Below are 21,167 nucleotides of genomic sequence, written 5' to 3'. Positions count from 1 at the left end.
TTTTTCCGCCTTTTATAGCTTATTCCTCCACTTTCTTTTGTCCGCGGGTCTGAACTTCCTGGGTCAACAGAGCGATGAACTCTTCAACAGGATAAGTGCCCAGGTCAGCCCCTTTACGAGTCCGTACTGCAATCTTACCGGCTTCAACTTCTTTATCGCCGCAGACCAGCATGAAAGGTACTCGCTTCAAAGTATGCTCGCGGATTTTAAAGCCAATCTTCTCATTTCTCAAGTCCGCTTTTGCGCGAAGGCCCGCATCATTCAATGCTTTGGCTACTTTCACCGCATAATCGGCCTGATTGTCCGTGATATTCATGACCACAGCCTGAGTCGGTGCCAACCAGGTCGGGAACAGACCGGCGTACTCTTCAGTCAGAATGCCGATGAAGCGCTCGATAGAACCCAGGATGGCCCGGTGGATCATCACAGGTACATGGCGATCGTTGTTTTCGCCCACATAAGTGGCACCCAGACGACCAGGCAGGGCAAAGTCGAGCTGCACGGTACCACATTGCCACGCACGATCAAGGCAATCGTGCAGGGTAAATTCAATTTTGGGACCGTAGAACGCCCCTTCACCCGGCTGCAGATCGTACTTCAGACCGTTGAGCTCCAGCGCTTCGGCCAGTGCTTTCTCGGCGCGATCCCACATCTCGTCAGAGCCGATACGCTGCTCGGGACGAGTGGAGAGCTTGACCACGATGTTCTCGAAGCCAAAGGTACCGTAGACGTCATAGACCATGCGAATACAGCCGGAGACCTCTTCCATGATCTGCTCTTCGGTACAGAAGATGTGAGCGTCATCCTGAGTGAAGCCGCGCACCCGCATCAGACCGTGCAGGGAACCGGACGGCTCGTTGCGGTGGCAAGAGCCAAACTCGGCCATCCGCAGCGGCAGATCGCGGTAGGATTTCAGCCCCTGATTGAAGATCTGGACGTGACCCGGGCAGTTCATCGGCTTGATGGCGTACTCGCGGTTTTCGGACTGGGTGGTGAACATGGCCTGGGCATATTTCTCCCAGTGACCTGAACGCTCCCACAGGACGCGGTCCATCATGAACGGACCTTTCACTTCCTGATAGTCGTACTCTTTGAGCTTGCCGCGGATAAAGGTTTCCAGCTCACGGAAGATGGTCCAGCCATCGTTGTGCCAGAACACCATACCGGGCGCTTCTTCCTGCATATGATACAGGTCGAGCTGCTTGCCGATCTTGCGGTGGTCGCGCTTGGCGGCCTCTTCCAGACGCTGCAGATAGGCCTTGAGCTGCTTCTTGTCAGCCCAGGCTGTACCGTAAATACGCTGCAGCATCTTGTTGTTGGAGTCGCCACGCCAGTAGGCGCCGGACATCTTCAGCAACTTGAAGTGGTGGCAGTGACGCATGTTGGGCACGTGCGGGCCGCGACACATGTCGATGTACTCTTCGTGATGATAGAGACCTGGCTGGTCATCACGGGCAATGTTCTGATCCAGGATTTCGACTTTGTAAGACTCGCCGCGCGCGTCGAATACATCGCGCGCTTCTTGCCAGGAGACTTTCTTCTTGATGACGTCGTAATCCTTGGCTACCAGCGCCAGCATGCGCTCTTCCAGGGCAGCCAGATCTTCATCGGTCAGGGTGCGCTCAAGATCAACGTCGTAGTAGAAGCCGTTGTCGATGACAGGACCGATGGCCATCTTGGTCTGGGGCCAGAGTTGCTTGATAGCATGACCCAGCAAGTGGGCGCAGGAGTGGCGCAGGATGTCCAGACCTTCTTCGTCTTTGGCGGTGATGATGGCCAGTGCAGCATCGGCTTCGATCAGCTCGCACGCATCCACCAGTTCACCGTTTACCCGACCGGCAATGCACGCCTTGGCGAGACCGGGACCGATGTCCGCAGCCACATCCATGACGGAAACAGAGTGGGCAAATTGACGTTGGCTGCCGTCAGGCAGAGTAATGATTGGCATTATGTGTTTCCTTATACAGTGGTGACCCGTACCAAAGGTCACATGCGGGATGAAAAAGAGATTCAAAAAGGTGATGTTCTGGTTCTCCACAGCACTTTGCGAAGACGGCCTGACACGTAAACAGCATGTCTAACGTGACAAACCAAACCAAAACGGCCCAATACTACCAGAAGTCAGACGTGCTGTATCGGATTTGCAGATATTTTCTACAGCCAAATGAGTCGCTTGCCGACTATTCACCAAGCAGGGATTGCCAGTTGAAGTCAAAGTCACTGCTCCCCTCCTCGGCCAGCGCCAGCTCCTGCAGCACCTTAAGCGCCAGCTTGTTACCCTTTTGCGCCGCCTGATAGAGCCACTGTTTCGCCTGAGGCAAATCGACCCTGCCGCTGACCCCCATCAGATGAAGCACACCGACTTTCAGCATGGCCGGGACGTCACCGTTACGGGCTGCCTGATCCATCCAGTGAAAGGCTTGGCGCAGATCTCGCTTGACCCCGACACCGCGCAGATAGAGCTCTGCCAGCCGGTATTGGCCGAAAGGATCCCCTGCCTGCGCCGACTGGCGATAGAGGCTGATGGCCTGAAGGATATCCTGCTCGCTCCCCTGCCCCACCTCATGACTCCACCCCATCAATGCTTGCGCCCGGGGTTGCCCCTGCGCCGCCAGTGGCAACCAAATCCGGGTCGCCTCATCGAAGTGACCGGTACGCCAGGCACGGTTGGCAGCAGCCATCTCCTGCTCGGTGGAGAGCGGAAGCAGACGCCAGATAACAAGGGCAAGCAGACCGATAAACAGCCAGCGGGAAGTGGTGGGTCTCATGATGATTTCCGTGATCCAGTTCTCATTTCGTCTATGTAAACAAAATGTAGCGCCGCGATCAAGCAAGAGAGCCCTACGACAACCCTTTTTGCACCCGGTCGATCAGCAGTTGTTGTCATTTATCCGGGGTACCTGCAAAATAACTGTATGTATAAACAGTATCGGTGCGCACCATGGCAGGACGAGGCAGCCCCTACAATATCGATCACCGTTTTAGCGGTCCCCTTGTCGAAGCGGTCGATGATGGCTGGCAATCGTCCGATTGGGATGCCGCTTTCACTCCCTCTGTGCCTGGCACCGAGGTACGAGAGATCGATACACGCAGCATCATCAGCTACAACAGCTCGCCGGATGTGCCCTTTGGTCGCTCCATCAACCCCTATCAGGGGTGTGAACATGGCTGTATCTACTGCTATGCCAGACCCAGTCACGCCTATCTGGAGCTCTCCCCCGGCCTCGATTTCGAGAGCAAGCTGTTTGCCAAACGCAATGCAGCCGATCTGCTGCGTCGGGAGTTTGCCAAACCGGCCTATCAACCACAGACCATCGTCATTGGCGCCAATACCGACCCCTATCAACCCATCGAGCAACGCTATCGCCTCACCCGCCAGTTGCTGGAAGTGATGCTGGCCCACCGCCATCCGGTCGGGCTCATTACCAAGAGCGCCATGATCTTGCGCGACCTTGATCTGTTGACCGAGCAGGCCAGAGAGGGACTGTGTCAGGTGATGGTGTCGGTGACGACCTTGAACGAAACCCTGCGCCGACAGCTGGAGCCCCGCGCCAGCACGGGCACCGGCCGCTTGAAAGTGATCGAGAAGCTGGCCAACGCTGGTGTACAGGTGGGGGTATTGGCCGCCCCCATGATCCCGCGGCTCAATGAGCCGGAGCTGGAGCAGATCATCAAATCGGCTGCCGAGGCAGGCGCCAGCTGCGCCGATTACATCCTGCTGCGGTTACCCCACGAGCTGGCGCCGCTATTTGGTGGCTGGCTCGATACCCACTATCCGGGCCAGAAGGAGGCTATTTTGAATCAGTTGCGAGCCAGCCGCGGTGACGGGCTCAACAGTACCGCCTTCGGCACCCGCATGCGCGGTGAGGGACACTTTGCCGATCTGCTGGCCCAGCGCTTTCGCCTGATCAGCAAGCGGCTTGGTATTGGCAAGCGCCATGTTCAACTAAGGGAGGATCTCTTTATCCGCCCGGGCGAGCAGCTGACACTCTTCTAAAAAGCCATGGACTGCGAGATGTATCTTGCAACCTTCAGGGTGCGCGATCATCCCTGCCCTGCTCCAACAGTTCTGCCGGGAGTCGTGATGGCTCATGGGCCACTTCCAGCGACTCTTCACCACGGGTTGGCAACTCTGCTTCACCCCATACCCGACTCCACCAGATCTCCCAGGTTATCCAACTGGTCATATGCAGCTCCTGTTCGGTCAATGTGAACCACGTTGAGTGTGATGTCAGGATCCATCACTCGCCGGACAAGATAACGCGCAGTGATGACAAGCCAGTGACAAACAAATTACTAAAAAACGTCACCTCGGCGGCATAACAACCAGAGCCATTGAAATCTGAAATTGCTCACAACTTCAGCGAACTCACCTTGAAATCCATCACAAATCCACCGGAATGCGATTGCGATTGACCCTGGTTGTGCCAAAGCTGCTCTGCCCATTCAGGCATCTATAAAAACAGGGACACAATAATGAAACACACAGCGGGAATATGGGCGATCGCAGGCATGCTGATCGCCCCCTTGGCGCACGCCGACGTCATACTGCACGCCTTTAACTGGAAGTACAGTGAAGTGACGGCCAAAGCCGACCTTATCAAGTCGGCCGGTTACAAACAGGTACTCATCTCACCACCCCTGAAGTCCTCAGGCAACGAGTGGTGGGCACGCTATCAACCGCAGGATCTGCGCCTTGTCGACTCCCCTCTTGGCAACAAGCAGGATCTCGAGCAGCTGATCGCCGCCATGAAAGCGCGCGGTATCGCTGTCTATGCCGATGTGGTGCTCAACCACATGGCCAATGAAAGCTGGAAACGCCAGGACCTCAACTATCCCGGCAACGAGCTGCTGCAAAGCTACGCCAGCAACCCGGCCTATTTCGAGCGCCAGAAACTGTTTGGCGATCTCGGGCAAAACTTCCTCTCCGGTCAGGATTTTCATCCCGAAGGGTGCATCAGCGACTGGAGCGATCCGGGTCATGTCCAGTACTGGCGACTCTGTGGCGGCGCGGGTGACAAGGGGCTACCGGATCTGGATCCCAACAACTGGGTGGTGAGCCAGCAGCAGGCCTATCTCAAGGCGCTCAAGGGGATGGGGATCAAAGGTTTTCGGGTCGATGCGGTCAAACACATGAGCGATTACCAGATCAATGCCGTGTTCACCCCCGAAATCAAACAAGGGATGCACGTGTTTGGCGAGGTGATCACCACAGGGGGCGCTGGCAGTACCGATTACGAGCGCTTCCTCAAACCCTACCTCGACAGCAGCGGCCAGGGAGCCTATGACTTTCCGCTCTTTGCTTCCCTGCGCGGCGCCTTCAGTTACGGTGGCAGCATGAACCTGCTGGCGGATCCGGGTGCTTATGGTCAGGCGCTGCCGGGCAGTCGTGCCGTCACCTTTGCCGTGACCCACGACATCCCCACCAACGACGGCTTCCGCTATCAGATCTTAAGCCAGACTGACGAGAAGCTGGCCTATGCCTATCTGCTCGGCCGCGATGGTGGCTCGCCACTGGTCTATTCGGATCACGGCGAGACCCAGGCCAAGGATGGACTGCGCTGGCAGGATTACTACCAGCGCTCCGATCTCAAGGGGATGATCCGCTTCCACAATGCGGTGCAGGGTCAACCGATGCAGCTGATCGGCAGCGGTGACTGCTTCGTGCTGTTCAAACGGGGCAAACAGGGGCTGGTCGGCATCAACAAGTGCGACTATGAGCAGGAGTATTGGCTCGATACCGCCAGGTTCGAGATGAACTGGTATCGCAACTATCGGGACGTGCTCGACCAAGGGGCCGTGGTCAACGTGCAGAGCCAGTGGGTACGGGTCGCCATTCCCGCCCGCAGCGCCAGAATGTGGCTGCAGGAGTGATCAGGCCAGCACCCTGCCCGACTTTCAGCTGCCTGTCATAAAAAGCAGACAAATAAAAAGAGCGACCACCAGGGTCGCTCTTTTTGCTCAGAGACGTAGCTCGGGTAACAGGTGACAATTTTACTCGTCGCCCGCGTCCCCTGCATCGACTGCATCAGTGCCGGTCGCGGTATCGGTACCTTCAACCTCACCGTCAACGGCCAGTGCGTCGTTCTCGTCTTCGTCGCTCTCAGCGATGCGCTGCAGGCCAACCACGGTCTCGTCTTCACCGGTACGGATCAGACGGACACCGCCGGTGTTACGGCCAATGACGCTCACCTCGGCAACACGGGTACGCACCAGGGTACCGCCGTTGGTGATCAGCATGATCTGGTCGGTATCTTCGACCTGGATCGCATCGATCACCTTGCCATTGCGCTCATCCACCTTGATGGAGATAACGCCCTGGGTACCACGGCTCTTGGTCGGGTATTCGGCCAACGCAGTCCGCTTGCCGTAACCGTTCTCGGTGGCGGTGAGGATGGCACCTTCGCCGCGCGGAACGATGAGGGAAACCACCTTGTCACCGGCGCCCAGCTTGATGCCGCGCACCCCGGCTGCGGTACGACCCATCGGACGCACGCCCTTGAAGGTGCCCTTGCTTTCGGTGCCTTCGCCGTTGTCGCTGCCATCATCGTCATTGCCGGCATCGTCGTCGGTTTCAACGTCATCGCTGACATCGGCATCGGCGCGACCGCTGCCTTCCGCGAAGCGAACGACTTTGCCCGCGTCGGAGAAGAGCATGATCTCGTTGCTGCCATCGGTGATATCCACCCCGATCAGCTCATCACCCTCTTTGAGGTTGATGGCACGAATACCGGAGGAGAGCGGACGGCTGAAGTCAGAGAGGCTGGTCTTCTTCACGGTACCGTTGGCGGTGGCGAAGAACACATACTTCTCGGCGTCATATTCCTTCACCGGCAGGATAGCGGTGATACGCTCACCCTCTTCCAGCGGCAGCAGGTTGATGATCGGACGACCACGGGCGCCACGGGACGCTTCCGGCAGCTGGTAAACCTTGAGCCAGTAGACCTTGCCACGGGTGGAGAAGCACAGAATGGTGTCGTGGGTGTTGGCCACCAGCAGACGCTCCACAAAGTCCTCTTCCTTGATCCGGGTGGCCGACTTGCCACGACCACCGCGGCGCTGGGCCTCGTAGTCGGAGAGCGGCTGATACTTCACATAGCCCTGGTGAGACAGGGTAACCACCACATCTTCCGGGGTGATCAGATCTTCGATATTGATCTCGGCACTGGACATGCTGATCTCGGTGCGACGCTCGTCGCCATACTGCTCGCGCACGGCCAGCAGCTCATCGCGGATCACTTCCATCAGGCGAACCGGGCTCGCCAGGATGTGCAGCAGCTCGGCGATCAGATCCAGCAGAGATTGGTACTCTTCCAGGATCTTCTCGTGCTCGAGGCCGGTCAGCTTGTGCAGACGCAGGTCAAGGATGGCCTGGGCTTGCTGTTCGGTCAGGAAGTATTGACCTTCACGGATACCGAACTCGGGCTCCAGCCACTCTGGCCGAGCTGCGTCGTCGCCCGCTTTCTCCAGCATGGACGCCACGTTGCCGAGTTCCCAGCCCTTGGCAACCAGGCCCGCTTTCGCGTCGGCCGGGGTCGCGCTGTGACGGATCAGCTCGATGATGGGATCGATGTTGGCCAGCGCAACCGCCAGACCTTCCAAAATGTGTGCCCGATCCCGCGCCTTGCGCAGTTCGAACACGGTCCGGCGAGTCACCACTTCACGGCGGTGCAGCAGGAACGCATCCAGGATCTCTTTAAGGTTCATCACCTTGGGCTGGTTGTTATCGAGCGCCACCATGTTGATGCCGAACGTGGTCTGCATCTGGGTGTGCTTGTAGAGATTGTTCAGCACAATCTCGCCGGACTCGCCGCGCTTGATCTCGATAACGATGCGCATGCCGTCTTTGTCAGACTCATCGCGCAGGGCACTGATGCCTTCGATCTTTTTGTCTTTGACCAGCTCGGCGATCTTCTCGATCAGACGAGCCTTGTTCACCTGATAGGGAATTTCGTGAACGATGATAGTCTCGCGACTGGTCTTCTCGTCCACTTCCACTTCAGCTTTGGCCCGCACATAAATGGAGCCACGACCGGTACGGTACGCCTGCACGATGCCGGAACGACCGTTGATAATGCCGCCGGTGGGGAAATCCGGGCCGGTAATGTAGGTCATCAGCTCGTCAATGGTGAGGTCGCCGTTTTCGATCAGCGCCAGGCAGCCATTGACAATCTCGGTGAGGTTGTGAGGCGGAATGTTGGTCGCCATGCCCACCGCGATACCGGAGGAGCCGTTGACCAGCAGGTTGGGAACCTTGGTAGGCATGACCGCCGGGATCATCTCGGTGCCGTCATAGTTCGGCACCCAGTCCACGGTCTCTTTGTCCAGATCAGCCAGCAGCTCGTGGGAGATGCGGGCCATCCGCACTTCGGTATAACGCATCGCCGCGGCGCTGTCGCCGTCGACTGAACCGAAGTTGCCCTGACCATCGACCAGCATGTAACGCATGGAGAAATCCTGCGCCATCCGGACAATGGTGTCATACACAGCGCTATCGCCGTGCGGGTGATATTTACCGATTACGTCACCGACCACACGGGCCGATTTTTTATAGGGCTTGTTCCAGTCGTTCCCCAACTCGTTCATAGCAAACAGAACGCGGCGGTGAACCGGTTTCAAGCCATCACGCACATCCGGCAGAGCTCGTCCTACGATCACGCTCATGGCGTAATCAAGATAGGAACTCTTGAGCTCTTCTTCGATGTTGACCGGCGTGATCTCTCTGGCCAGATCGCTCATAGAAAGCCTTATCCCTAATTAGTTGTTCTTTGGCTTAAACAGCGCGACATGGTAACACACTGAGCCAAATACCTTAAGCCACAAATCGGGTATCAGATCGGGCTGGTGTGACAAAGTCCGTCCGTTATAATGCCCGCCAGGACAATAGATTGCGCCCATGACTCAGAAGCGGGCGCCCTGCCACAGGATCTTCGAAAAATGAACAGTGATGCCAATGTCGATCTGACAGAAATCGCCAAGTTTGAAGCCATCGCCTCCCGCTGGTGGGACATGGAAGGTGAATTCAAACCCCTGCATCAAATCAATCCGGTACGCCTTGACTGGATCACCGACAAAAGTGGCGGTCTGTTTGGCAAGCGCATTCTCGATATCGGATGTGGTGGCGGCATTCTCTCCGAGAGCATGGCCCGCCGTGGTGCCAAGGTCACCGGCATCGACATGGGCAAGGAACCCCTCGGCGTCGCCCGCCTGCACGCCCTGGAGCAGGGTGTTGAGCTCGAATATCACCAGATCACTGCCGAAGCCCATGCCGCCGAAGTGCCGGGCCAGTATGACGTGGTCACCTGCATGGAGATGCTGGAGCATGTGCCGGACCCCGCCTCCGTGTTGCGCGCCATCGCGACTCTGGTACGCCCGGGCGGCCGGGTGTTCGTCTCCACCATCAACCGCAACCCCAAATCCTATCTGATGATGATCATCGGGGCCGAATACCTGATGAAGATGGTGCCCAAGGGTACCCACGACCACAAAAAGTTCATCACTCCGGCCGAACTGTGTCGCATAGGGGAAGCAGCTGGCCTGCTGGTGCGGGACATGAGCGGCGTCCACTATGCCCCCCTCACCAACCAGTTCAAGCTCGGCAAGAATGTCGACGTCAACTATATGGTGGAGTTTGTCCGCCCGGAGCACGGTTGATGAGCGCCTCTCACCCGCAGCCCCTCGGCTGCGTGCTGTTCGATCTGGATGGCACCCTGCTCGACACAGCCCCGGATCTGGGAGCCGCCGTCAACCATGTACTGATCAGCGAAGGCTTTGCGCCGCTCTCTGACGATATTATTCGTCAGACCACCTCCCACGGAGCGCTCGGGCTGCTGAAAGCGGGCCTCGGCGACGAATTGCTTGAGGAGCTGGGGGCCACCCGCCTGCGCAATGCCCTGCTCGACTACTACGCGGCCAACCTCTGTGTCGGGACCCGTCCCTATGAGGGAATGGTGGATCTCATCGAGTGGCTCGACGAGAAACAACTCCCCTGGGGCATAGTCACCAACAAGCCGGGCTTTCTCACCGAGCCGCTGCTGGCGGCTCTGCCACAGCTTGCCAGTTGCGGCGTAACGGTCAGTGCCGATACCCTGCCGGTACGCAAGCCCGACCCCGCTCCCATGTATTTTGCCTGCGAGAAGCTGGGGGTCGATGCGGCTCACTGCCTCTATGTGGGGGATCATGTGCGGGACATCGAAGCGGGCCGCAATGCGGGCATGCGCACTGCGGTCGCTGGCTGGGGCTATCTGAGCGATAACGAGGATCCCGCCGGGTGGGGCGCCGATCTGCACTTCGATACCGTGCAGGCCCTGCACCACTGGCTGCGCTATGAGCTGACGGCCAAGGTGTGACGCGCAGCCTGACCGGCTGACATCCGATAACGGGGCGGAGATAGACTCCCCGCCCCCTTGAACCTCTTCCTTTACGCTCTCACAACCTGCACCGCCATCACGCGTCCATTCATGGATAATAAAGGCAACTTACAACCAACTTGATACCCATTTGACAAGCACGCAGCCGTCACAGAGAGGCCACACACCGCCATCGTCAGATGCAAAGCCCTTGCCACGCTGAGCCCGCGGCAGCGACAACTGGACAGCTTTTGACCCTTGTTGCATAAGGGATAATCAGCCGCCGTTTGCTAGTAAAAAGCCCCCCGTTTCGCAAGCAAAAAAAAGTTATTTAAATTTTCCATCTTCGATCGGGAGACTTGCATTTAGCGGAGCGGACGAATGAAAACCCGCTCACTGTGAGCGGTCACTAACTGACGGAACAAGACTCACAATTTATCCACAGCTCGTCACTTATCCACACATTGCAATGGCGGGCTGACCTCACTATCTTGTAGCTCGAACTTAAAATAACACTACATCTTGTGATTCATCGCACAATCTCTACCCAAATCCCGCACACCGCCGGAGCCTGGGTGGCGCTATTGTGCGATGGTTTTTCGGGAATCAACTGAAGGTCATCAGCCAATGAACTTGTTTGTGACGAAGCGTAACGGACACAAAGAACCCATCGATCTGGATAAAATTCACCGCGTGCTGGACTGGGCCGCCGAGGGTCTCGACAACGTGTCGGTCTCTCAGGTAGAGCTCAAATCCCACATCCAGTTCTATGACGGTATCCGTACCGCCGACATTCACGAAACCATCATCAAGGCGACGGCTGACCTCATCTCCGAGCAGACCCCGGACTACCAGTACATGGCAGCCCGTCTGGCCATCTTCCACCTGCGCAAGAAAGCCTACGGCCAGTTCGAACCGCCCCACCTCTACCAGCACGTGGCTCGTCTGGTGGACATGGGCAAGTACGACAAGCACCTGCTGGAAGACTACACCCAAGCCGAATTCGAAGAGCTGAACACCCATCTGGATCACTGGCGCGACATGGATTTCTCCTACGCGGCAGTCAAACAGCTGGAAGGCAAATATCTGGTCCAGAACCGCGTTACCGGCGAGATCTACGAGAGCCCGCAGTTCCTCTATATGCTGGTTGCAGCCTGCCTCTTCTCCAAGTACCCGAAAGATACTCGTCTGGACTACATCAAGCGCTTCTATGATGCGGTCTCGACCTTCAAAATCTCCCTGCCGACCCCAATCATGAGCGGCGTGCGCACCCCGACCCGCCAGTTCAGCTCCTGCGTGCTGATCGAGTGCGATGACAGCCTGGACTCCATCAACGCCACCGCCAGCTCCATCGTGCGTTACGTTTCCCAGCGCGCCGGTATCGGCATCAACGCCGGGCGCATCCGCGGTCTGGGCAGCCCCATCCGTGGTGGCGAAGCATTCCACACCGGTTGCATCCCCTTCTACAAATACTTCCAGACTGCGGTTAAATGCTGCTCCCAGGGCGGCGTGCGCGGCGGTGCGGCTACCCTGTTCTACCCGCTGTGGCACACCGAAGTAGAAAGCCTGCTAGTACTGAAAAACAACCGCGGCGTGGAAGAGAACCGTGTTCGTCACATGGACTACGGCGTGCAGATCAACAAGCTGATGTACCAGCGCCTCATCAAGGGCGGTGACATCACCCTGTTCTCCCCGTCCGATGCGCCGGGCCTGTACGATGCCTTCTTCGCCGATCAGGACAAGTTCGAAGCGCTCTACGTCAAGTACGAGCAGGATCCGGCCATTCGCAAGAAGACCCTGAAAGCGGTAGATCTCTTCTCACTGATGATGCAAGAGCGTGCCGGTACCGGTCGCATCTACATCCAGAACGTGGATCACTGCAACACTCACAGCCCGTTCGACCCGAGCGTGGCGCCGGTACGCCAGTCCAACCTCTGCCTCGAAATTGCGCTGCCGACCAAGCCGCTCAACAACATCGACGACGAGAGTGGCGAAATCGCTCTGTGCACCCTCTCCGCCTTCAACCTCGGTGCCATCGAGAAGCTGGAAGATCTGGAAGAGATGGCCGATCTGGCCGTGCGTGCCCTCGACGCCCTGCTCGACTATCAGGACTACCCGATTGCCGCCGCCAAGAAGGGCAGCATGGGTCGTCGCACCCTGGGGATCGGCGTCATCAACTACGCCTACTACCTGGCCAAAAACGGCGCTCGTTACTCTGACGGCTCCGGTCTGGCCCTGACTCACCGCACCTTCGAGGCCATTCAGTACTATCTGCTGAAAGCCTCCGTGCAGCTGGCCCGCGAGTTCGGCCCCTGCCCGCTGTTTGGCGAGACCACCTACGCTCAGGGCATTTTGCCCATCGATACCTATAAAAAGGATCTGGACGTACTGTGCAACGAGCCGCTGCATCTGGATTGGGAAAGTCTGCGTGAAGAGATCAAGTCCGTGGGCTTGCGCAACTCAACCCTGACCGCCCTGATGCCGAGCGAAACCTCCAGCCAGATATCCAACGCCACCAACGGCATCGAGCCGCCACGCGGCCTGGTCTCGGTCAAGGCCTCCAAAGACGGCATTCTCAAACAGGTAGTGCCCGAGTATGATCGCCTGAAAGATCAATATGAATTGCTCTGGAAGCAACCGAGCGTTGACGGCTACCTGCAGCTGGTCGGTATCATGCAGAAGTTTGTGGATCAGGCGATCTCCGCCAATACCAACTACGACCCGGCCCGTTTCGAAGGCAACAAGGTGCCGATGAAACAGCTGCTGAAGGACTTGCTGACCGCCTACAAATACGGCCTCAAGACCCTGTACTATCACAACACCCGTGATGGTGCAGACGATGCCCAGACCGATCTGCAAGATGACGGTTGCGCTGGCGGGGCTTGCAAAATCTAAGTCACGGCAAGAACTGATAACCGGGCGGGAGCATGAAGCTCCCGCTCTCCTGTTTTCTCTATTCACATATTCTGGTAACCATGGCCTATTCAACTTTCTGCCAAACCCAAAACGACCAGCTCAAAGAGCCGATGTTTTTTGGCCAATCGGTCAACGTAGCCCGTTATGATCAACAAAAGCACGAAGTGTTCGAGCGGCTGATCGAGAAGCAGCTCTCCTTCTTCTGGCGCCCGGAAGAGGTGGATGTCTCCCGTGATCGCATCGACTATCAGGCCCTGCCGCCCCACGAGCAGCACATTTTCATCTCCAACCTGAAGTACCAGACCCTGCTGGACTCCATTCAGGGTCGCAGCCCCAACGTGGCGCTGCTGCCGCTGGTCTCCATTCCGGAGCTGGAAACCTGGATTGAGACCTGGGCCTTCTCCGAGACTATCCACTCTCGCTCCTACACCCACATCATCCGCAATATCGTCAACACCCCCTCCCAGGTGTTTGACGACATCGTGACCAACGAGCAGATCTTGAAGCGCGCCGGCTCCATCAGCCACTTCTACGACGACCTGATCGAAGCAACCGCCCTCTACAACCTGCATGGTGAAGGGACCCACACAGTCGCGGGCCGCGAGGTGACCATCACCTTGCGCGAGCTCAAGAAGAAGCTCTATCTCTGCATGATGAGCGTCAACGCACTGGAAGCAATCCGCTTCTACGTCAGCTTCGCCTGCTCCTTTGCCTTCGCCGAGCGTGAACTGATGGAAGGCAACGCCAAGATCATCAAGATGATCGCCCGCGACGAAGCGCTGCACCTCACCGGCACCCAGCACATGCTGAACCTGATGCGTACCGGCCAGGATGACCCGGAGATGGCCGAGATCGCCGCCGAGTACGAACAGGCCTGCTTCGAGATCTTCAAGGAAGCGGCCATTCAGGAGAAAGAGTGGGCCGAGTACCTGTTTCAGGACGGCTCCATGATCGGCTTGAACAAGGACATCCTCTGCCAGTACGTGGAGTACATCACCAACCTGCGCATGAGTGCGGTCGGCCTGCAGCCAGCCTTTGCCGGCACCAAGCAAAACCCGATCCCCTGGATCAACACCTGGCTGTCATCCGACAACGTGCAGGTCGCCCCGCAAGAGGTAGAGGTCAGCTCCTATCTGGTCGGTCAGATCGACAGCGAAGTCAATGCCGACGACCTGGGTGATTTCGAGCTGTGAGTCAGCGACCTGATATGCTGGTCGGCCAGATCGACAGTGAAGTGAATCCCAATGAGTTGGGTGACTTCGAGCTGTGAGTGACGCCACCAACACGCTGACCCCTGCCCCGCACGCAGCTGCCGAACAGCATGCGGTCGTGGCACCACGGGTACATACCCGGGATGGTGCCGTGCTGCACGCCCATCCCGGCGAAAGCGTGTTGGAGACCCTGGAGCGCCACGGTCATCATGTGGAGTTCCAGTGTCGCAGCGGCTATTGCGGCGCTTGCCGCACTCCGCTGATGGCTGGCAAGGTTCACTATCCTGCGGTGCCGCTGGCATTTGTCGCCCAGGGGGAGTGTCTCCCTTGCTGCTGCAAACCGGTCGGCGCCATCCGGCTGGATATCCAGAAGAGCTGACGCAGCCACAGACTGGCAACTCGCACAAAATAGAAAGCCGCCGGAGCAATCCGGCGGCTTTTTTTGTCTCTTCACATTACTCGGGCGCCCGATGACAGACGCCCACCCCCTCAGAGGATTACAACCAGGGGGCAGCGGTCGGCCCGTGGTGCAGGCCCAGCTTCCAGACCCGGCCAAAGTGCTTGTAGTGACCGGCCGCAACACCGGCCTTCTCACCCATGCCGTGGTAGAGATCGAGGTGGCCCTTCTTCACCGCCCCGCCCACATCCAGCGCAATCAACAGCCGCAGCTGGTGCTTGCCGGTCCAGTTGCCCTCTTTGTCGAGCAAAGGGACTTCGGCAAGGATCGGGGTGCCCATCGGCAGCAGGGTCTTGTCGGCAGCGACAGCCGCCATCGGCAGCAGCGGGATACCGGCGGCACCGATCACGTCATTGGTGGGTCGACGCTCGAAGAAGACATAGGAGGGGTTCTGCTCCACCAGCTCCTTGACGCTCTCCTCCGGCTGTCGGTTGGCCCACTCCTTGATGGCCTTCATCGACATCTGCTCTTTGGGCACTTCACCGCGGTCAATCAGTACCCGACCGATACTCACGTAACCGTGGCCGTTCTTGCCGCTGTAGCCCAGATATTGCAGCCGATCGTCATCCCCGTAGTGGACAAAGCCCGAGCCCTGCACATCCATCAGGAAGTTATCGATAAGGGATTTGCTGTAACCCAGCTCCAGCCCGCGGTTGGCCAGTGCTCCCTGATGGATCTCGGCCCGGGTCGGACAGCGACCGCCACATTTGGGCATGGCATAGATGGGATATTTATACTTGGCATCCGGGCGGTGGCGCACTTCCAGCACTGGCGAGTAGTAACCGGTAAAGAGCACGTTACCCATGCGATCAGCACCGCCCAGCTGAGCCAGGCTGATACCGTAACGGGTGATGTCGGCAGGATTGCCGCCACCCGCCACCCAGCGGGAGAGCTGATGATAGAGCTCGCCATAACGGCGGGTCATCTTGCCGGAGCGTTCCAATACCAGTCGGCTTTGCGGGCCAAACTTGCTGTAGTCGGCACGCGCACGGCTATTGACCCGATCTACCCTCACCAGATCCTCTGGCAAGGTCCCGTCCAGATACTGCTTGCCCAGATTTTCCGGCACCTCGCAGTTAAGAAAACATCTGTTGTCGGTCTGTTTTTTGGGCACTTCTGCTTTGTCAGAGTTGCCCGCACAACCGGCCAGTCCCAGCACTGCGGCGGTCAGCCAGTACGCGTGTTTGTTCATATGTCCTCATATAACGCCAAGAGCCATGCTCGGCGGGGAAGATGCCAAATTTGCAGGGGGAAAGCAAACGACATCAATCACTTGAAGCAGGATTTCTCCAAAGGGGATCCGCTGGGTTATAACAAGGTGACAGGATGTGCGAGGTGATGGATGGAACAGCTCGAAATATTCCCGCTTCAGAGCCCCTGCATCGGGGTCTGCGAGGTAAACAACAAGGGCTACTGCAAGGGGTGCCTGCGCAATCGCGAGGAGCGTTTCAACTGGCTCACCATGACCCCTGCCCAACAACAAGAGGTGATGCGCCTGTGCCGGGATCGCAAACGCCGGGTCGAGGCTGCCCGCCGCAAGGCTTATGAAAGCGATCAACCTGAACCGATGCCACAATCTGGCTGGGATTTCTGACCCGCTCCTAACATCCCTGCAAGCCATATTCCTGCGCTCACGAGACACGACCTATCCAGCATATAAAAAAAGCCGCCCGATCTTTCGACCGGGCGGCATTGTCATTGTGATGCGCGTTATGAACGCGGCAGATCAACCAAACAGATGGTGGCTGACGATAAACAGCCCGCCGGAGAGGAGCATGGTCAGCGGTAGGGTCAGCACCCAAGCCATCAGGATGGTCTTGATAGTCTGGCTCTGCAGGCCGGATTTATTGGCAATCATGGTACCCGCCACCGCAGAAGAGAGGATGTGGGTGGTGGAGACCGGCATACCGGTCAGACTGGCGACCCCGATGGAGGTTGCAGCCGTGATCTGGGCCGCGATACCCTGGCTGTAGGTCATGCCTGTGGTGCCGATCTTCTCGCCCACGGTATGGACTATACGACGCCAGCCCACCATGGTGCCACAACCGAGTGCCAGCGCGATGGAGACGATCACCCAAGTCGGTGCGTATTCAGCGGTCGCGGTCAGATCCTTGCGCCATTTGGCCAGATCAGTCAGCTCCTTGGCTGGCAGCGGCAGCTTGGCAGCCTTGCGGGCGGTGTCATCGATACAGAGCAGCAGACGACGCACTTCGCGGCGGTCGGTCAAGCTCATCTGATCATAAGTACGCACGGCACCCAGACGGGCATCCAGGGTGGCCATCGCCTGCAGCACGCCATCGGCGGAGCAGTGAGTCATCAGCTCTTCCTGAGCCGTTGCCGGTGCAGAGAAGTTGATGACGCCAGAGAGGGCGGACTGGTTGCGCTGGTAGATCTCCATGATGCGCTGGTTGGCATCCTGGGTCCGATCCAGGTCATAAGAGCGGCTGTTCATGTCCAGTGCGAAATAGGCGGGCGCCATGCAGATCAGCACCAGCATCACCAGACCAATGCCCTTCTGGCCATCGTTGGAACCGTGCACGAAGCTGACGCCCATGGCCGAGGCCACCAGGGTCAGACGCGCCCAGAATGGCGGGTGCTTCTTGCCATCGACCAGCTGACGCTCTTCCGGCGTTTTGTGGATCTTGTTGCTGGTCCAGATGCGCTTCATCGCCAGCAGCAGCAGCGCCGCGATGATGAAGCCGATGGTGGGAGAGATGATGAGGGACAGCATGATGTCGATCGCTTTGCCCACGTTGATCCCTTCTGTCACCGGTTTATGGGTGATCCAGGCATAGGCGCCGCCAACCCCCAGAATGGAACCGATCAAGGTATGTGAACTGGAGGCCGGGATCCCGAAGAACCAGGTGCCCAAGTTCCACACGATGGCGGAAAACAGCAAGGAGAAGACCATGATCAACCCTTGGGTGGAGTCCATCCCAAGCAGCAGGTCGATGGGCAGCAGATGGACAATGGCATAGGCCACCCCCAGACCGCCGAACATGACGCCAAAAAAGTTGAAGATCCCCGATGCAACGACCGCCAGGTGAGCTGGCATCGCCTTGGTATAGATAACCGTTGCTACCGCGTTGGCGGTATCGTGAAAGCCGTTGATAAATTCATAGGCAAGCACAAAAAAAACGGCCAATACCAAACCGATTGACCACCACAAACCCAAACCACTAAACATTTCAAACATAAAAAAAAGCCTGTTTATGAGTTGCGGCGGATTATGCCAGATGGCGGCCAACACCATAGCCACCATTGAAATATTTCAGCCATAAAAAAAAAGAGCTTTTTGGAAAAAAATATCCTAGAGCCAGTCCTCATGCGGCTTGCCATCGATTAATTAAAGCCACCAATGATTGCGGGAAAGGGCAAAAATAGCTGACAATTAAGCCAATAATTTCATGTTTATGACATTTTTATGACAAAAAACGGGCAGAAGTGGTGATAAAACGTCCCTGCCCCACCAATCTCATCCGACCAGCATCATCAACCCCATATCCGTTTGATTCCAGATGCAAAAAGGGAGCACCTTGTGCTCCCTTGGATCGTTGCCGAGTTGCCAGTTATCAGTCCTGATTGATACGGCTGGCAACGGCGCCCTGCTGGCTCTTGTACTTGGCATTTTCCCGCTTGTTGTAGGGACGGGCCGCGACGCCGGAGAGCATCTCGAAGTTCAAGGCGCCGATCTTCATCTTCGGACGCAACGCCAGCGGCAGTTTGCCGCCGTTGTAGAACTCCAGCACGATACGACCGGACCAACCCGGATCGATCCGGTGCGCCGTCACGTGCACCATCAGACCCAGGCGCGCCAATGAAGAGCGGCCATCCAGCCAGCCGACGATATCAGCAGGCAGGGTGACGGATTCGTAGGTCACCGCCAGCGCCAGCTGACCCGGGTGCAGGTAGAAGGCTTCACCATCGGGGATGTGGATCTCGTCACTCATCACCCGATCGATGGCATCGGCCATCTCGCTGCTCGGGCCGCTCAGGTCAATATAGGGCGCGGTATGATCGCGAAACACCCGAAACTCGTTACCCAGCAGCACATCGACACTGACACCACTGATCCGCTCTACCCCGGGCCGTGGCTCAATGACGATCTTGCCTTCATCCAGATGGCGTTCAATATCGGTATCACACAGACGCATTGGGCGACTCTCCTGACAAATTGTGCTTTTAAAAAAGCCGGGCATCACCCGGCTTGTTTCATCTTAACCGATCAACATGTGGCGGATACGCGCCTTGAGCATGTCGATGGCGATGCGGTTCTTGCCACCACGGGGCACGATCACATCGGCATACTGTTTGGACGGCTCTATAAACTGCAGGAACATCGGACGCACCGTCTTCTGATACTGCTTGAGCACGGAATCCATGGTACGGCCACGCTCCTGCACATCACGCACCAGACGGCGCAACAGGCAGATGTCGAGCGGGGTATCCATGAAGATGGAGGCATCCATCAGATCCCGCAGACGGCTGTCGGTCAACAGCAGGATCCCTTCCAGAATGATCACCCGGCGCGGCGCAAACGGGGTCACTTCGCTCATCCGGGTATGTTCGGTGTAGGAGTACTGGGGAATGGCGACCGCATCACCTTTGACCAGCTGGCTCAGGTGCTGTACCAGCAGGTCATGGTCCAGCGCATTGGGGTGGTCATAGTTGGTTTTTACCCGCTCTTCCATGGTCAGGTGGGTCTGATCACGGTAGTAGCAATCTTCGGTGATCACACCAATCTGACCTGCGCCCAGTTCGGCCACCAGCTCTTCATAAATGGTCTGGGCGATAAGACTTTTGCCAGACGCAGATGCGCCCGCAATACCGATGATCACACACGAATGTTGAGTATCAGACATGACAAATACCTAAAAGAGAAGAGCAGTGGGGATGGTTTAAACCGATCCATTATATAAAAAAGGGTGGGTCATGCCCACCCTCAATTCCCTTTCAAGTGACCGATAGCCGATTATTCATCCAGCGCCATGGCATAGAGGGGGGTCGCAATCGGTTTTGCGCTGAAAAAGAGTTCAGCCCCTACCCTACGCGCCAGTTTCAAATAGGCCTGAGCCAGGCTCCCTTCCGGTGCGCCGAACACCGTCGGGCAGCCATCATCCATGTGCTGGCGGATATCGATGTGTAACGGCAACTGGCCAAGCAGCGCCACTTGATACTGCTCTGCCATCTTCTGGCCGCCGCCGGTACCAAACAGCGGCTCATGGTGACCGCAGGCGCTGCAGACGTGGTAACTCATGTTCTCGATGATGCCGAGCACCGGCACATTCACCTTGTTGAACATGGCGATCCCCTTGCGGGCATCGGCCAGCGCCACATCTTGCGGCGTGGTGACGATCACCGCCGCCGAGGTGGGCACCTGCTGGGCCATGGTGAGCTGGATGTCGCCAGTACCCGGCGGCATGTCCACCACCAGATAATCCACTTCACCCCAGCGGGTCTCATGGAGGATCTGCGCCAGCGCCTTGCTCGCCATCGGGCCACGCCAGATGGTGGCATCCTGCTCGGAGACCAGATAGCCGATGCTGTTGCTCTTGAGGCCACAAGCCATCACCGGCTCCATCAGCTTGCCGTCATGACTGACCGGGCGCTCCTTGAGGGTGCCCATCATGGTGGGAATGGAGGGACCATAGATATCGGCGTCGAGAATGGCGACCCGCGCACCCTCTTTTTGCAGGGCCAGCGCCAGGTTGACCGCGGTGGTGGATTTACCCACCCCCCCCTTGCCGGAGGCAACCACGATGATGTTGCGAATGCCCTGCACGGCGCTGAGCCCTTGCGCACGCGGCATGCTGGCGACGTCAATCTCCAGTGCCCAGTCGATACGGGCGGCGCCGATGGCGCTGCGCAGCCTGGCATCGTAGTTCTCTTTGAGCTGATCGAGCAACGAGAGACCGGCAAACGGCAATACCAGCCGGATAGTGAGCCCCTGACCCTGATTGATGATCTCGCGAACGAACCCGGCATCCACCAGATCCTTGTGCCAGCCTGCTGGCTTAAATTCGGCGAGGATCTGTTTTACTGAATCAATCACCATTAACTCCTCATTATCTTGTCTTTATCTTGAGGTGAACGGTTACCGCACACAAATCAGTGGCTTGCCTGCCATCGTAACAGCAGGTGCTGCCAAGGTTGGCACAGCCACAACCCTAGGCAGGCTACCCCCAATTCGGGTAACATGCACGGCACTCTATCATCCCAACAAGCACATCAAGA

Annotated in this window: 17 protein-coding genes; 8 read left to right on the top strand and 9 right to left on the bottom strand. The window is 57.6% G+C overall.

All coding sequences use genetic code 11. The features are described from left to right. Positions 1-19: 19 nt before the first annotated feature. Together thrS and ACW5W8_RS02515 are read right to left on the bottom strand one after the other, a co-directional pair. A complete protein-coding gene (gene thrS / locus ACW5W8_RS02520) occupies positions 20-1,948 on the bottom strand; it encodes a threonine--tRNA ligase (RefSeq protein WP_498626255.1) in 1,929 nt (642 codons plus the stop codon). A gap of 232 nt (positions 1,949-2,180) precedes the next feature. Beyond that, positions 2,181-2,768 carry a tetratricopeptide repeat protein gene (locus ACW5W8_RS02515; RefSeq protein ID WP_498626254.1) on the bottom strand — a complete coding sequence of 196 codons (588 nt, stop codon included), beginning with the start codon at positions 2,766-2,768 and terminating at the stop codon, positions 2,181-2,183. A 173-nt stretch (positions 2,769-2,941) separates the two neighbouring features. Here ACW5W8_RS02515 and ACW5W8_RS02510 point away from each other — a divergent pair, with 173 nt between their 5' ends. Next, positions 2,942-3,997, top strand: coding sequence for a PA0069 family radical SAM protein (locus tag ACW5W8_RS02510; protein WP_498626253.1), 1,056 nt, complete (start codon positions 2,942-2,944; stop codon positions 3,995-3,997). A 34-nt stretch (positions 3,998-4,031) separates the two neighbouring features. Here the strand turns inward: ACW5W8_RS02510 and ACW5W8_RS02505 are convergent, their stop codons facing one another. Then, positions 4,032-4,187: a hypothetical protein gene (locus ACW5W8_RS02505; RefSeq protein ID WP_498626252.1), complete on the bottom strand. Its 156-nt coding sequence runs from the start codon at positions 4,185-4,187 to the stop codon at positions 4,032-4,034. A 289-nt stretch (positions 4,188-4,476) separates the two neighbouring features. Here ACW5W8_RS02505 and ACW5W8_RS02500 point away from each other — a divergent pair, with 289 nt between their 5' ends. After that, complete coding sequence (locus ACW5W8_RS02500) at positions 4,477-5,874, top strand: alpha-amylase family protein (RefSeq protein WP_498626251.1); 1,398 nt, start codon at positions 4,477-4,479, stop codon at positions 5,872-5,874. Positions 5,875-5,994: 120 nt separating this feature from the next. On the opposite strand, the gene gyrA is transcribed toward ACW5W8_RS02500, so the two are convergent. Then, a complete protein-coding gene (gyrA, locus tag ACW5W8_RS02495; RefSeq protein WP_498626250.1) occupies positions 5,995-8,739 on the bottom strand; it encodes a DNA topoisomerase (ATP-hydrolyzing) subunit A in 2,745 nt (914 codons plus the stop codon). Between the two features lie 198 nt (positions 8,740-8,937). Between gyrA and ubiG the strand changes: the two genes are divergently transcribed. From ubiG to yfaE, 5 genes are all read left to right on the top strand, one after another. Continuing rightward, positions 8,938-9,654 (top strand): bifunctional 2-polyprenyl-6-hydroxyphenol methylase/3-demethylubiquinol 3-O-methyltransferase UbiG, encoded by a 717-nt coding sequence (ubiG, locus tag ACW5W8_RS02490; protein WP_498626249.1) that lies wholly within the window; start codon positions 8,938-8,940, stop codon positions 9,652-9,654. Beyond that, on the top strand, positions 9,654-10,349 hold the full coding sequence (locus ACW5W8_RS02485; RefSeq protein WP_498626248.1) for an HAD family hydrolase: 696 nt from the start codon (positions 9,654-9,656) through the stop codon (positions 10,347-10,349). The genes ubiG and ACW5W8_RS02485 overlap by 1 nt, the downstream gene beginning before the upstream one ends. Before the next feature lie 627 nt (positions 10,350-10,976). Continuing rightward, the gene (nrdA, locus tag ACW5W8_RS02480) at positions 10,977-13,244 is read left to right on the top strand and encodes a class 1a ribonucleoside-diphosphate reductase subunit alpha (RefSeq protein WP_498626247.1); all 2,268 of its coding nucleotides are present in this window, start codon (positions 10,977-10,979) and stop codon (positions 13,242-13,244) included. Between the two features lie 80 nt (positions 13,245-13,324). Beyond that, the gene (gene nrdB, locus ACW5W8_RS02475) at positions 13,325-14,458 is read left to right on the top strand and encodes a class Ia ribonucleoside-diphosphate reductase subunit beta (RefSeq protein ID WP_498626245.1); all 1,134 of its coding nucleotides are present in this window, start codon (positions 13,325-13,327) and stop codon (positions 14,456-14,458) included. 73 nt (positions 14,459-14,531) lie between these two features. Then, positions 14,532-14,855 carry a class I ribonucleotide reductase maintenance protein YfaE gene (gene yfaE / locus ACW5W8_RS02470; RefSeq protein WP_498626244.1) on the top strand — a complete coding sequence of 108 codons (324 nt, stop codon included), beginning with the start codon at positions 14,532-14,534 and terminating at the stop codon, positions 14,853-14,855. Between the two features lie 118 nt (positions 14,856-14,973). Here yfaE and mltA read toward each other — a convergent pair whose 3' ends face one another. Beyond that, positions 14,974-16,125 (bottom strand): murein transglycosylase A, encoded by a 1,152-nt coding sequence (gene mltA, locus ACW5W8_RS02465; protein WP_498626243.1) that lies wholly within the window; start codon positions 16,123-16,125, stop codon positions 14,974-14,976. A gap of 150 nt (positions 16,126-16,275) precedes the next feature. Here mltA and ACW5W8_RS02460 point away from each other — a divergent pair, with 150 nt between their 5' ends. Continuing rightward, complete coding sequence (locus tag ACW5W8_RS02460; protein WP_498626242.1) at positions 16,276-16,527, top strand: DUF1289 domain-containing protein; 252 nt, start codon at positions 16,276-16,278, stop codon at positions 16,525-16,527. Positions 16,528-16,659: 132 nt separating this feature from the next. Here the strand turns inward: ACW5W8_RS02460 and ACW5W8_RS02455 are convergent, their stop codons facing one another. The 4 genes from ACW5W8_RS02455 to apbC form a co-directional block, all read right to left on the bottom strand. Next, complete coding sequence (locus ACW5W8_RS02455; RefSeq protein ID WP_019445142.1) at positions 16,660-18,129, bottom strand: inorganic phosphate transporter; 1,470 nt, start codon at positions 18,127-18,129, stop codon at positions 16,660-16,662. A 376-nt stretch (positions 18,130-18,505) separates the two neighbouring features. Further along, positions 18,506-19,087, bottom strand: a complete 582-nt coding sequence (gene dcd / locus ACW5W8_RS02450) for a dCTP deaminase (protein WP_005336719.1) — start codon at positions 19,085-19,087, stop codon at positions 18,506-18,508. 63 nt (positions 19,088-19,150) lie between these two features. After that, positions 19,151-19,795: a uridine kinase gene (gene udk / locus ACW5W8_RS02445; RefSeq protein WP_005345570.1), complete on the bottom strand. Its 645-nt coding sequence runs from the start codon at positions 19,793-19,795 to the stop codon at positions 19,151-19,153. Between the two features lie 110 nt (positions 19,796-19,905). Beyond that, positions 19,906-20,988, bottom strand: a complete 1,083-nt coding sequence (apbC, locus tag ACW5W8_RS02440) for an iron-sulfur cluster carrier protein ApbC (RefSeq protein WP_498626240.1) — start codon at positions 20,986-20,988, stop codon at positions 19,906-19,908. Positions 20,989-21,167: the final 179 nt, after the last annotated feature.

Source organism: Aeromonas aquatilis, assembly GCF_054052405.1.
Note: the sequence above shows the minus strand (reverse complement) of the source record. Positions and strands in the feature narration are given on the sequence as shown.